This window comes from Maritimimonas sp. 2405UD52-3, assembly GCF_056591715.1.
The window spans coordinates 736947-750311 of record NZ_JBWQOL010000001.1 but is presented as its reverse complement, the minus strand read 5'-3'; the positions used below and the strand labels follow the sequence as shown (position 1 = coordinate 750311).

The following is a 13365-nucleotide window of genomic DNA, read 5'->3' as shown; positions in this document are numbered from 1 at the left end:
TTAAACACAGATACAATGAAAACCAAAATGACAGTTTTAAAAACAATTGCTATAACATTATTATTTTTAGGATTTAGTTCTTGTACGGATGATGATAATGGCCCAATTATTATCCCGGTTGAAGCAGAACAAGTAACTAATTTACCCGCACCTCAGACAGGTGGCCAAGGAACTGGGCAAGATATTGGTGGAGAATTCACAAAATTTGATTTCGCGTCAGGAAAAATTACTACAAGTGATACAGATTGGGATATTGCCTTTAGAGGAACAACAATTGCCGTAAATGGTGGAACAGTAACAGGTACTGCAGATGAACCAGCACGTAATGGTAATGCCGGAGCAGCCATTGTTGATGGCACTTTTGATAGTGTAGCTGATGCTAACAATCTCATATTTGAACAGGATTCAGATGCTGCATTTGCTATTCCAACCGGAAGTGATAACGGGTGGTATAATTACAATTTTGCAACTAATTTGATTACTGCCATACCTGGGAAAGTTCTAATATTCCGCACTCATGATGATCGCTATGCTAAGGTTGAAATTTTAAGCTATTACAGAGATCAAGATAGTTCTGATCCTGCAAACGGACGCTTTTATACATTCAATTATGTATATAACCCCAATGAAGGTGCAACAACGTTTTAATTATGCAAAAATCAATAAGTATACTATTCATTATATTTCGACTTTTTCTTGGCGGGATGATGGTTTATGGGGGAGTTCAGAAATTTCAAAAGCCAATACCAACTCCAATTGAAGTAGTAGAAAAAGCGCAGAAGTTCGCAACACCAGAAAAGGAAAATACGCTCCAAAAAATACTATATATAAGTGGCGCAAAACAAACAGGATATTTCTGGCAGGTATTGGGCATATGCGAATTGTTATTTGGGTTGTTACTATTAATTCAGTTTACCGGTTTTATAGGCGCCCTATTTTTACTACCTATAACCTTGCATATTTTTTTATTTCATTTGTTTTTAGAACCTGATGAAACGGGAGAACTTTTTCAAACGGCCGCATTATTAGCAATTAATATAGCTTTGGTACTAAAAGAGAAAGAAACATGGAAACATTTAGCCTGGATAAAACCTATCTAAAGTAAGAAGTAATTTAAAAGCCAAAGAACATCTTCTTTGGCTTTTTTGTGCGGATGAAGGGAGTCGAACCCCCACGCCTCGCGGCACTAGATCCTAAGTCTAGCGTGTCTACCAATTCCACCACATCCGCAGTTTGAATTGTGGGTGCAAATATAAGCAATCCAACAAAACTACAAAGTCACACCACTTATATTTTTAGTACATTTGAGTTGTTCAAAATTTCACAAAATGGACTCCATAAAATCATACATACATCAGCATAAAGACCGTTTTTTAAACGAGCTCTTAGAACTCTTAAAAATTCCGTCTATCTCAGCCGATTCCGCCTATAAAAAAGATGTCATTACAACTGCTGAGGCCATAAAGTCATCCCTTGAAAAAGCAGGTTGCGATACTGTTGAAATTTGTGAAACGCCTGGCTATCCCATTGTTTTTGGAGAAAAGATCATTGATAAAAATCTACCAACAGTTTTGGTGTATGGGCATTATGACGTACAACCTCCTGATCCATTAGATCTTTGGGATTCTCCTCCTTTTGAGCCCATTATAAAAAATACAGAAAAACATCCGGATGGGGCTATTTTTGCACGAGGTGCTTGTGATGATAAAGGGCAACTTTACATGCATGTAAAAGCATTAGAGTATATGACCACCGAAGGGAAATTACCTTGTAATGTAAAGTTCATGATTGAAGGTGAAGAAGAAGTGGGCTCAGAAAGCCTCGCTTGGTTTGTACCCAGAAACAGAGAAAAACTAGCCAATGATGTGATCTTAATTTCTGATACCGGAATGATTGCCAATGACATTCCCTCTATTACCACCGGCTTGCGTGGTTTGAGTTATGTAGAAGTAGAAGTTACCGGGCCCAACCGCGATTTACACTCAGGTCTATATGGAGGTGCCGTAGCAAATCCGATTAATGTGTTGACAAGAATGATTGCTTCATTGCATGATGAAAATAAGCATATTACTATACCCGGTTTTTATGATAAAGTAGAGCAACTTACTTCTGAAGAACGTGCTGAAATGGCAAAAGCTCCATTTTCTTTAGAGAATTACAAAAAAGCATTAGCTATTGATGCGGTTTATGGGGAAGAAGGTTATACTACAAATGAACGAAATTCTATTCGCCCCACTTTAGATGTCAATGGTATTTGGGGTGGTTATATTGGTGAAGGTGCAAAAACTGTTATTGCAAGTAAGGCTTTTGCAAAGATCTCCATGCGCCTTGTTCCGCATCAAGATTGGGAAGAGATAACTCAACTCTTTAAAACCCATTTAGAAAGTATTGCTCCCAAAGGAGTGAAAGTAAAAGTTACGCCACATCATGGTGGACAAGGTTATGTAACACCAACAAACTTTAAAGGGTATCAAGCAGCTAGCAAAGCTTATGAAAAAACCTTTGGTAAAACGCCGATCCCACAACGAAGTGGTGGCAGTATTCCTATTGTTTCTTTGTTTGAAAAAGAATTGAAAAGTAAAACGCTTTTAATGGGCTTTGGTTTAGATAGTGATGCTATCCACTCACCAAACGAACATTTTGGTATTTGGAATTACCTTAAGGGCATAGAAACCATTCCTTGGTTCTATAAATACTACACTGAAATGAGCAGTTGATTAATCAAATTGTTAAAAATTACTGGGCAGACTCAACCTGATTTTGAGTCTGATTTGAAGTAGTAGAAATAAGTTTTCTTAAAATTGACAACTTAAAGATTTCTGCTCTAATTTCTGAATTACTTGCTTTTGACATTACTTCTTATTGTTTGTTTATTATAAAAACAATTATATTATTAAAATTCCTGATTACTCTGCTATAAAACGCGAATATCTGTAGCCTTCGTATTCTTTTCCAGTAACAATTCCATTTGTAGTTCGTCGTAATAACATTAACCATAACTCAAATGGAGTCAACAAACAAAACAGCGCACTCAGCAGGTATTTTCTATTTTATGGTCGCTTTGTTTGGCGTCATAAGTATTATGCTTGTACCCTCGCAACTAATTGACTGGAGTAATTCATCTGCTACATGGGTGAAAATTAGTAACCCTGAAAAGATCTATTTTTTCAATTTATTTAATGGGAAAGAGCTATTATTTATTTCTATTATTTCGGGTGTTATATGCTATTCTGCCTATGCCTTCCTAGCTGTTTGGTTATATAAGTTATTTAAAACAACCTCTAAGCTTGCTTCTATTTATTTAGCAATTCTTGTTTTTCTTAGTATTCCGTTTGCCTTTTCAGCTTTAACGCATTTGGCTGAAATCATTCCTTTGGTGAATGGAGGTGAGCATCTTGCTTCATTTAATGAACAAGAATTGTCTACTAAAGCTTTTATATCGTTAAAAGCCTATGGTAGTGGTCTTACGTTAGCAGAAATATTTTGGGGACTTTGGTTATTACCTTTTGGATACTTAGTCTACAAATCTGGTTTCTTACCTAAATTTTTAGGTATTGCTCTTTTTATAGGGTGTTTTTACTATTTAATGGAAGTGCTCCGTTATTTTCTTCTGCCAGAAATTAACAAGAATATAGTATACCAAATACTTTCTTACGCAGCTATGATTGGTGAAATGGGTACTATGTTATGGCTTCTTATTGTAGGAAAGAGATGGGAGAATTGGAAAAAGCGAATATTTATAAAAAAACATGCCAGTTAGCACTTAATTCACATACTTATTATTGTTTCTATAGATTAAAATTAAGTACTTTTTTTAAATTTTAATGACGGTAATACAAAGGATATAAATTACTATTTAGCGCGATTGATTCATAAAATTTAATCATTACTTCTTCAAATTAGCCATTGCCCTATTTAAACTTCTCAAAGTTATGCCAACATAATTGGCGATATCTTGCTTTGAGATAACAGTTTCAAAATTCGGAAACATCTTTTGTAACCTTAAAATATTATCTTCAATAGGGTAGGAATGTTGATATGAATGTCTAGGTGCTTTATACTTAATTTTTAATGCTAATCCATTTAAGATAATCCTATTAAATTTTCTGTCAGTTTCTAACAAATCATTGAAATCTTGAAATGAAATTTTATAAACTTCCAACTCAGAAATGGCTTCTACGCAACAAAAAGCAGGTTGTTTAGAGAAAACTTCTATTTCGCCAAATTCCATGCCTTCTCCTAAAAATTCTTGAATAAAACTTTTACCATTCTCATCTGTCAAATAACACTTAGCAATGCCTTTTCTAATAATATAAACCCATGAATATCTTTTACCTTGCTGAATAATTATTTTTTTAGGTTGATGCCTCTCAGCTATAACAAGATCACTCCCTTTTTGATATAAAATATCCAAATAATCTAATAGCTCAATATGTTTTCTGATCATTTCCTTGATTGGACAAATGTCCTTTTTTAAAGTTTAAAAATGATGTTGCTTTGATATTCATAAAAGTAAATCAAAAAATTCGAAATCTTGAAAAAGCAACCTATCTACACAAAAAACTTTCTTTTGGTTTGCATTAGTTCCTTGTTATTCTCAGCTAGTTACAATATGTTAATTCCTGAGCTACCATCTTATTTAAGTAGTTTAGGAGGAGCTGAATATAAAGGGTTGATTATATCTCTCTTTACACTTACTGCTGGATTTTCAAGACCTTTTAGTGGAAAACTAACTGACACCATTGGTAGAAAACCTGTAATGATCTTTGGTGCAACTGTCTGTTTAATTTGTGGTTTTTTCTATCCCATACTTTCTTCCATTTCCGGTTTTTTGCTTTTACGATTAGTGCATGGTTTTTCAACCGGATTTACTCCTACAGCAATTGCTGCTTTTGTTGCAGATATTATTCCTAAAAATAGATGGGGTGAAGCCCTTGGTATACAAGGTCTATTCTTTAGCACAGGATTGGCCTTAGGCCCAGCATTGGGAAGCCTAATAAAAATAAATTACTCCTACAGTACTCTATTTTACAGTTCTTCATTCGTAGCTTTTCTCTCAATGCTATTAATCTGGCGTGTACAAGAAACCTTAAATAATAAAAAAGCCTTTAATTTTTCATATTTAAAAATATCTAAAGATGAAATTATTGCCAAAGAAGTATTTCCTGCTGCTATTATTACTTTTTGCACGTACTTAGGCTTTGGTGTTATTTTAACATTAATACCTGATTGGAGTGAGAATTTAAAAATGACGAACAAGGGTACATTTTTTATTTTCTTTACTATTGCTTCACTTACTATTCGCTTTATTGCAGGTAAAACCTCTGATAAGTATGGGAGGATTATTGTAATGATCTTTGGTTTAATACTGCTATCTCTCTCTCTTTTTTTAATAGGATATCTAAAAACAGCTAGAGGTTTACTCGTTGCTGCTAGTGTTTATGGATTAGCAATGGGTATTTTGTCTCCGGCCATCAATGCTTGGACTATAGATATGAGTTTTGAAAATCATCGCGGTAAAGCGGTTGCAACAATGTTCATTGCATTAGAAGCTGGTATTGGGCTCGGTGCTTTTCTCTCAGGATGGTATTATCAAGATATTATTTCAAGAATACCACACATTATGTATACATGTGGTATTGTAGCTATTTTAGGATTCATTTATCTTCTTATGATTAAAAGAAAATTTTAACTTTTAAAGCGTAACATTTTACCATTTACGGCGTTAAATATAAGTATACACCCTGTTACCATGTTAAAAAACTTCTTTTGGATGTGCTCCGGTGCAGATCCAGACCTCCTCAATGATAGCCCAAAATCAGAACAAATAAAATATGCAGGTATAGGCGGCACTGTATTCTTTACAGCAGTTATGGCCCTTATCTCTGGCTCCTATGCTTTATACACAGTTTTTGACAATGTGTATATAGCTATAACATTCGGTATTATTTGGGGATTATTAATTTTTAACTTAGATAGGTTTATTGTCTCTACCATAAAAAAACAAGACAGTGTTTGGAAGGAATTGATTCAGGCTTCGCCCAGGATTATTTTGGCGGTTATCATTGCTATAGTCATATCAAAACCTTTAGAGATGAAGATTTTTGAAAAAGAGATCAATCAAGTCTTACTGGAACAAAAAAATGAGTTGACTCTACAAAATCAGAATCAGATTGCTGAGCAATTTACCCCAGAAATTAATAGGATTCAAACTGAAATTCAATCACTGCAAAATACTGTTGATACTAAAGAGAAAGAGGTTAATGATCTATATGATACTTATATCTCAGAAGCAGAAGGAACAGCAGGCACAATGAAATTAGGAAAAGGGCCCGTTTATAAAGAAAAACGAGAAAAACATGATGCCCTTTTACAGGAATTCCAGCAGCTAAAACAAGAAAACAGGGCAAAAATTTCTGAAAAGGAAGCTGCTATTACAGCTTTAAGAGTAAAACAAGGCAATCAGGTTACTTCTAGCCAACCTATTATTGATGGTTTTGACGGACTTATGGCAAGAATTAATGCTTTGGGCCAATTGGCTTGGTTTCCTTCTTTCTTTATATTATTACTCTTCTTAGCTATTGAAACAGCACCTGTATTTGCAAAGATTATGGCTCCAAAAGGTGCTTATGATCTTAAATTAGAGGAACAAGAAAATGCACTTTATACTTGGGTGACACAGCAAAAAAACCAACGTGCTTCTTTGCTAGCCACTGATACTTCTTTGAATGAGAAGGTGTACTATGATGTAGCTGAAGACCAAGAAGTGTACGACTATAAAAAGCAAAAGGCTAAAGAATTATTCAGAAAACAATCGGATGCTTTTTATAAAAAACAGACTGACTTGTTATAAGTTCAATTAGAGTTTCTTTACATATTTTGTAATGATGACAATATGTTGTCCATCTACTTTACCCTCAATATACTCGGCACTATCTTGATCTAAAGAAATCCTTCGCACTGCAGTACCTTGTTTAGCAACCATACTAGATCCTTTTACTTTAAGATCTTTAATCAAAACTACAGAATCACCTGCCTGTAGCTCAACACCATTAACATCTTTATGAATTATTCTTTCACTTTCATCAAGTCCTTCACCTGTAGCTTTAGCAAAGTTTAGAGTTTCATCATCCAAATACAACATATCCAATAAATCTTGTGGCCATCCTTCAGATTTTAACCGTGATAGCATGCGCCAGGCGATCACTTGAACTGCACTGTGCTCACTCCACATACTTTCATTTAAACATCTCCAGTGGTTAACATCTGTAGCATCTATATTTTCAATTTGATTGATACATGTTTACAAGCCAGTAAACTTCCATCAATTCTTCTGGTAGAAACAGGAGGAACTTCATAAACATTCAAGTTTTCAGTCCTATTACATAATTCACATTTATTTCCGCTTCGTTCTTTAAGTTCTTCTATCAAACTCATCTTATAAAATTCAGTGCTTAAAAGTAGTCTTTTAAATTAATCTAACTATTTTTAACATATGTATTTAGAGACAGATCGACTTATAATTAATGAATTGACCAAAGAAGATGCGCCATTTTTTTTTGAATTGGTAAATGACCCTGATTGGAAACGATTCATTGGTGATAGAAATGTGAATGCTCTTAAAGATGCTGAAGATTATCTCACCGAAAGGATTATACCGAGCTATACAAATTGGGGATTTGGATTCTATAAAGTTTCACTAAAAGACAACAAGGTTCCTATTGGAATCTCAGGTTTGGTAGATCGAGAAAGTTTAGAATATGTTGATGTAGGTTTTGCCTTTTTACCTATTGGCAGAGGAAAAGGTTATGCATATGAGAGTAGTAAAGCAATTTTGGGTTATGCTAAGGAAGTATTAAAGTTAAATCCCATATTAGCTATAGCTAATCAAGACAACATCAAATCTCACCAATTACTAAATAAACTTGGGTTAAAATTTAAAGAGATGATTCTCTTACCTGATGAAGAGCAGAAAATTTGTTTATTCTCTACTTAATAAGGATTAAAATTAATTTAAAATAGCAGCAATAGAAAAATCTCTTTCCTCTACTGGTACTGTTTCAACCTTCTGAGTTTGTGGTATAATTGTTTTAGTTACATTTTCAGCAAAAGCGTAGTCAACTTTTCTAAAACGATTAGCCCTGTAAGCATTATGACCGCTTTTAGGTGCCTTTGCTTCCTTAAGAATTAAACCTCCATCATACGGGTTAAAACCAGTAATGGTATATAATTCTCCTTTTTTAAGTCCACCTAAACGATACCATCTTCTTCTGGCATTGATACAAACGACTACCTCCCCTATGTTAAAATCGTGATTCATGTTTTTAGTTTTTTGGCTTGCTATAATAAAACAAATTGTTAATGGAAACTCCCGAAACTTTAACTTTTCTTTTTCATATATTACTGCAATTCAGTTAGATAATTTTCTAACAACTAAAACTTTAAGAACGTACTTTATCATCTTAAACCACTAATATAAAATTCAATTCTAAAGAAATTCTAAAGAATCTTTTGAATGTAAATATTACAATTCATTATAACAATAAAACATCCTTTTTGGTCATAGCAATATGTCTTGTAGGGAAGATGAAACAAAGCTATATGCAACGTTCAACTAAATCAATAGCGGAAATAGTGAATTTTAAAATTCATTGTTTATAGGTAGTACATCAATGAAAACAGGTAGTTAAGATAAAACTAAAACTTCCGGTCAGGATTAAATGAATCCAAACTTATAGAAGGTTTTCGTTCAGATATAATTTCTGAAACCAACTTTCCAGTAGCTGGTCCCAAACTCCAACCCATCATAGCATGACCTGTTGCTATTGTTAAATTTTCACATTTTGAAGATTTACCTATGTATGGCAAGCCATCAGGAGAACATGGCCGCAGTCCACATTGCGCAACATCCTTTTCTTCTTGACTAATCTTTAACCCTTTATAATATCTCTCTCCAGCATTTGCTATGGCATTCACCCTAATTGGGTTAATATAATGATTGATCCCTCCGATTTCCATAGTACCGGCAAATCGCGTAAATCCATTCATAGGAGTTACTGCCACCTTAGCTTCCATTAAAATTGCAGGAATCGCGATATTAGTTGGTCTTTCTACATTTATTCGATAGCCCTTTCCCGCTTGAATTGCAATATCTATACCTATCTTCTTCGCAAAATTTTGAGTCCATGCACCAGTTGCCAATACGAAATCATCTGCCTTAAACTCCTTATCTTTTGTTTTGATAGCAATTATCCTGTCATTAGTGGTTTGAACTTCTTGAACTTCTTGATTTGGAGAAACGACAACACCCTTATTCTCTAAATGTAATTTTAGCTGTGGCATAAACTCATTGGGAGTCATATGTGCATCCGAATGATAATACACTGCTCCTTTAATATTTAAATCAACATTCGGTTCAATTTTCTTAACTTCTTCTTTTGTTAGATTTTCAACTTTTAATCCTTCTTCAATTGCACGCTTTCCCACATTCCATTCTCCTTCTCCCACTTTATCTGTTTGGTAAAGCATTAATAAACCCTTATGCTTATAAAAAAAATCGAAATCATTACTTGATTTCATTTCTTCATAAAGTGTTCTGCTTAATATATTTATATTCTTAATTACAGGAATAGATTGTTCTACTTTAGATTTTGTTGCCGACCTTTTGAAAGCCAAGCTCCATTTAAAAAAATCTATATCTAACCTAGGTTTTACATAAAAAGGGCTCGAAGCATTGAACATCCATTTTATACCTTTAGTAATCATTCCTGGTGCTGCCAATGAAATAATATGGCTAGGAGTAATATAGCCTGCATTAACGTAAGATGCTCCAGAATCCATGTTTGACTGATCTAGAACAGTCACCTTATGTCCTTCTCTTTGTAAATAGTAAGCAGAACACAAACCCATAATACCACCTCCAATTATCACTACATCTTTATTCATGTTAAATTATCTGGAATTCATATCATGATTAACGGGTTCAAACATCAATCCTTTACAAATTCAATTATAATTATCAAGAAAATACTGACGCTTTTCACTCATATTTCCTCCAATCAATTCGGGAGCTCCTTCTTTTATAACACGAACAGGATTCCCACAAGTGTGACCATCAGTACAATTAAAATACTACGAGGCATTCTTACTTTTTTCAATAAAATTATTAACCCTTTTCTCTAAAATAGAAAGGGTAACAGTACCTTGACCTAAAATGACTTCGTGAAATTCTCTGATATCAAAATCTTCTCCTAATTCGGCTTCAGCTTTTTTACGTAATTCTCGAATTTTCAACTCACCTATTTTATAGGATAAAGCCTGACCTGGCCATGAAATATATCTATCTGTTTCAGTACTGATTTCATGTAATGACAGTGCAGTATTCTTCGCCATAAAATCTACCACTTGATCTCTTGTCCATCCCATTGCATGAATGCCTGTATCAACCACCAAACGGCATGCACGCCACATTTCATAAGTTAATTGTCCAAACTTTTCATATGGTGTCGTGTACATTCCCATTTCTTCTGCCAAAAATTCAGTATACAAGCCCCACCCCTCACCATAAGCCGAGAGGTACATATCCTTTCTGAACTTAGGAATACTATCGCCTAATTCTTTGTTGAGTGCTCCCTGCAAGTGGTGACCTGGAACTGCTTCATGAACCGTTAATGCGGGCATGGTATATAGAGTTCTACTTGGTAGGTTATAGGTATTTACCCAATAATAACCTGGGTTAGTGCTTTCACTTGAGGTACCTATATATCTTCCGGTTGTGTATTTAGGAGCAATAGCATCTGGTACCGGAGCCACTCCATAAGGTTTACGCGGCAATGTTTTAAAGAATCGCGGTAGCTGCTCATCAGCACGTTTGGCCATATCTCTAGCAATCATTAGTAACTCATCTCCAGATTTAGCATAAAATTGCTCATCTGTTCGCAAGAACTTAAAAAAATCATCAAAGCTTCCTTCAAAATTTAGGTCGTCAATAATTTTCTCCATTTCAGTTTTTATACGAGCCACTTCATCTATGCCTATTTGATGAATAGCATCTGCCGTATATTGTTTACTTGTAGTATAGAAATTGATTCTATTCTGATAATATTCTCTTCCATTAGGTGTTTCGGAAACGCCTAATGTCTTTCTGGTTCTGGCGTAATATTCATTTTCAAAAAATTTTTTGATCTTCTTGAACTGAGGTATTACTCGTTCTTCTACTACCAATTTTGCGGCTTCTAAAACAGAATCTTTTTGTTCCTGCGTTAAGCTTGTAGGTAAATTTTTGAATGGAGAATAGAAATAACTTTTTTCATAACTATCAACAATATGATCATCATAAGTAGATTCATACCCTTTAAAAATAACCAACGGTTGAGAAACTCCTTTTTCTAAACCTTCACGCAAATTCACAAAATGCTGATCTACAAAGGTCGGTAAGGCATTTAGCTTATTTAAGTATTCTTTTGTTTTTTCATAATTAGCTAAAGGTCTAACCATATAATTTAAACTGCTATGAAAACCTGAATCAGAAAGTAGTGGGTTCAGATAACGTTCAAATTTGTAAAAATCAATCTTATCCTGTAAAACAAATTTTAAAAGCTCTAAAGATATTTTTTCAGTTTCGCTTAAACCATCAACGCTAATTTCAGAAAGTTCATCTAATTTAGATTTCGCGAATTCAGCTTCAGCTTTATAATGCTCTTTGGTGAATAAGCCTAAAGGATATTCTTTCTCGTCATAACCTTCATGACTTTCAACTAATTCGATAATATTTGCTAATTGATCAGAAGCATTTGTAATTTGATCTTTCTTACAACCTAATAATAAAAAAAACAGTATCAGAAATACAGTAACATTAATTCTATAATTCATCTCGTAAACGCTTGGGTAGTTTACTTACCACCAAATCATATGAATGATCAATCAATTCCTTCATAAAATTGAATGGTAAAGTTGAAAACTCAACAGTATTCCACAATTTTTTGTTCATATGATATCCGCCATAGATTAGACCATCATATTCTTCTCGAAGTACTTCTGAGCGCTCAGGATCACATTTTAGATTTACCTGTGGTGGTGTACGCTCCAATCCAGTTAAAGCAAACATTTTACCCATAACCTTAAATACCAACGTAGTTTCATCAAAAGGAAATTCCTCGGTTACTCCTTTCTTACTTAGGCAATAATCGCGCAATTCTTCAACGTTCATTTCTGTATCTTTTCCATCACATTATCAGGATACTCAGCCTCTTTAAAACCATATTTCCTATAGAGACCTTGAGCGTCTCTGGTTTTTAGCATCCAATTACACGTTTTCAATCGCTCATCTTTCATAACCACTTGCATCAATCTTTTTGAGAAACCATTACCTCGATGTTCTGGCAGAATAAAAACATCCATTATATAGGCATACACCGTAAAGTCAGTTAAAACTCTGGCAAAACCTATTTGTTTTTCATTCAAATAAACTCCGAAACAAAGGCAATTTTCTATTGACTTCTTAACTTGATCTAAAGTTCTTCCTTTTGCCCAATAGGAATTGGTCAGAAAAGCATGTACCATTTTCAAGTCTAATCTGTTTTTATCAGTTGATATCTCAAACATTCAACCTTCAATTTTATATAAAACAGGCTTACTGGGGCTCGCATCATTTTCAAAAGGAGCTATTTGAATATTCAAAAAATAAGTGCCATCCTCTACCCGATTCGGCACAAAAATAAGTTCTGTAATAGTCGCATCTAATCTTATTTTTCCTGAAGTGTTCCAAAAGGCATTATGTGCTAATAACTGGCACTCATCTTTTTCTTTATCCACAGAAGGCAAATCGATCAACAAATGCTGTACTCCTTTTTCACGAAGATATATAGCCGCTTCTTCAGTTAAATAAGGCCAATTGGTATTTGAATACTTCGTCGTTAATTTTTCATTTGTATTTGGAATTGTTCTAATGACTATGGCTTCTCGTTTTTTATTACCTAAAGTAAACTGGATTTGTTTTTTAGAAATAATAAAATCTTCTCCCTGACGCTCAGGGGCAACGGTGATCAGTTCTGCAAGAAAAAAGAAACGTTTTAAATGCTGATTTATTGAATGTACTTTTTCAGTGATATGACCTACACACTCAGTGTGCGTACCATGCCCATGCGGATTGAAATAAATATCATTAAAGTTAACACAACTACCTTCTGCTACACTACCTACCCAATCTTCTACAACAACGGGTTTTATTTCCGGTTGCTTAATATACCACGCGTTCACATTGTCTACCGTTGAACGCAAAGGGATTGAAATATCAATGGGTCGTGACAAGTCAATTTTGTGTTTTTTGGAGTTGTATTCTATCGTAGCAATCATATCTCAAATATA

At 34.2% G+C, this 13365-nt stretch carries 14 protein-coding genes, 1 tRNA gene and 2 pseudogenes; 7 read left to right on the top strand and 10 right to left on the bottom strand.

Going from position 1 to position 13365, the window contains the following annotated elements; genetic code table 11:
- The first annotated feature begins 15 nt into the window (after nucleotides 1–15).
- A complete protein-coding gene (locus AC1EU5_RS03530) occupies nucleotides 16–648 on the top strand; it encodes an HmuY family protein (RefSeq protein WP_480190965.1) in 633 nt (210 codons plus the stop codon).
- A 2-nt stretch (nucleotides 649–650) separates the two neighbouring features.
- A complete protein-coding gene (locus AC1EU5_RS03525) occupies nucleotides 651–1100 on the top strand; it encodes a DoxX family membrane protein (protein WP_480190964.1) in 450 nt (149 codons plus the stop codon).
- A 48-nt stretch (nucleotides 1101–1148) separates the two neighbouring features.
- On the opposite strand, the gene AC1EU5_RS03520 is transcribed toward AC1EU5_RS03525, so the two are convergent.
- A tRNA-Leu gene (locus tag AC1EU5_RS03520) sits at nucleotides 1149–1230 on the bottom strand.
- A gap of 98 nt (nucleotides 1231–1328) precedes the next feature.
- Between AC1EU5_RS03520 and AC1EU5_RS03515 the strand changes: the two genes are divergently transcribed.
- Nucleotides 1329–2717 (top strand): dipeptidase, encoded by a 1389-nt coding sequence (locus AC1EU5_RS03515; protein ID WP_480190963.1) that lies wholly within the window; start codon nucleotides 1329–1331, stop codon nucleotides 2715–2717.
- Nucleotides 2718–3004: 287 nt separating this feature from the next.
- Nucleotides 3005–3760 carry a DUF4386 domain-containing protein gene (locus AC1EU5_RS03510; protein WP_480190962.1) on the top strand — a complete coding sequence of 252 codons (756 nt, stop codon included), beginning with the start codon at nucleotides 3005–3007 and terminating at the stop codon, nucleotides 3758–3760.
- A 126-nt stretch (nucleotides 3761–3886) separates the two neighbouring features.
- On the opposite strand, the gene AC1EU5_RS03505 is transcribed toward AC1EU5_RS03510, so the two are convergent.
- Nucleotides 3887–4447, bottom strand: coding sequence for a Crp/Fnr family transcriptional regulator (locus tag AC1EU5_RS03505; RefSeq protein ID WP_480190961.1), 561 nt, complete (start codon nucleotides 4445–4447; stop codon nucleotides 3887–3889).
- Nucleotides 4448–4531: 84 nt separating this feature from the next.
- Between AC1EU5_RS03505 and AC1EU5_RS03500 the strand changes: the two genes are divergently transcribed.
- Complete coding sequence (locus AC1EU5_RS03500) at nucleotides 4532–5692, top strand: MFS transporter (protein ID WP_480191088.1); 1161 nt, start codon at nucleotides 4532–4534, stop codon at nucleotides 5690–5692.
- A 60-nt stretch (nucleotides 5693–5752) separates the two neighbouring features.
- Nucleotides 5753–6853, top strand: a complete 1101-nt coding sequence (locus tag AC1EU5_RS03495) for a DUF4407 domain-containing protein (RefSeq protein WP_480190960.1) — start codon at nucleotides 5753–5755, stop codon at nucleotides 6851–6853.
- A gap of 6 nt (nucleotides 6854–6859) precedes the next feature.
- Here AC1EU5_RS03495 and AC1EU5_RS03490 read toward each other — a convergent pair.
- Nucleotides 6860–7437: pseudogene (locus AC1EU5_RS03490) on the bottom strand (PhnA domain-containing protein).
- Between the two features lie 58 nt (nucleotides 7438–7495).
- Between AC1EU5_RS03490 and AC1EU5_RS03485 the strand changes: the two are divergent.
- Nucleotides 7496–7996, top strand: coding sequence for a GNAT family N-acetyltransferase (locus AC1EU5_RS03485; protein WP_480190959.1), 501 nt, complete (start codon nucleotides 7496–7498; stop codon nucleotides 7994–7996).
- A 12-nt stretch (nucleotides 7997–8008) separates the two neighbouring features.
- Here AC1EU5_RS03485 and AC1EU5_RS03480 read toward each other — a convergent pair whose 3' ends face one another.
- From AC1EU5_RS03480 to AC1EU5_RS03450, 7 genes and pseudogenes are all read right to left on the bottom strand, one after another.
- Entirely contained in the window at nucleotides 8009–8320 is a 312-nt protein-coding gene (locus AC1EU5_RS03480) for a hypothetical protein (protein ID WP_480190958.1), read from the bottom strand.
- Between the two features lie 377 nt (nucleotides 8321–8697).
- Complete coding sequence (locus AC1EU5_RS03475) at nucleotides 8698–9945, bottom strand: NAD(P)/FAD-dependent oxidoreductase (RefSeq protein ID WP_480190957.1); 1248 nt, start codon at nucleotides 9943–9945, stop codon at nucleotides 8698–8700.
- 63 nt (nucleotides 9946–10008) lie between these two features.
- Nucleotides 10009–10128 (bottom strand): annotated as a pseudogene (locus tag AC1EU5_RS03470) (proline racemase family protein); the annotation flags it as partial.
- 3 nt (nucleotides 10129–10131) lie between these two features.
- On the bottom strand, nucleotides 10132–11871 hold the full coding sequence (locus AC1EU5_RS03465) for a DUF885 domain-containing protein (protein ID WP_480190956.1): 1740 nt from the start codon (nucleotides 11869–11871) through the stop codon (nucleotides 10132–10134).
- Nucleotides 11861–12208: an MmcQ/YjbR family DNA-binding protein gene (locus tag AC1EU5_RS03460; RefSeq protein ID WP_480190955.1), complete on the bottom strand. Its 348-nt coding sequence runs from the start codon at nucleotides 12206–12208 to the stop codon at nucleotides 11861–11863. The genes AC1EU5_RS03465 and AC1EU5_RS03460 overlap by 11 nt, the downstream gene beginning before the upstream one ends.
- Entirely contained in the window at nucleotides 12205–12603 is a 399-nt protein-coding gene (locus AC1EU5_RS03455) for a GNAT family N-acetyltransferase (protein WP_480190954.1), read from the bottom strand. Before AC1EU5_RS03455 ends, AC1EU5_RS03460 begins: the two co-directional genes overlap by 4 nt.
- Nucleotides 12604–13353 (bottom strand): cyclase family protein, encoded by a 750-nt coding sequence (locus AC1EU5_RS03450; RefSeq protein WP_480190953.1) that lies wholly within the window; start codon nucleotides 13351–13353, stop codon nucleotides 12604–12606. It lies immediately after the preceding gene.
- Nucleotides 13354–13365 lie beyond the last annotated feature (12 nt).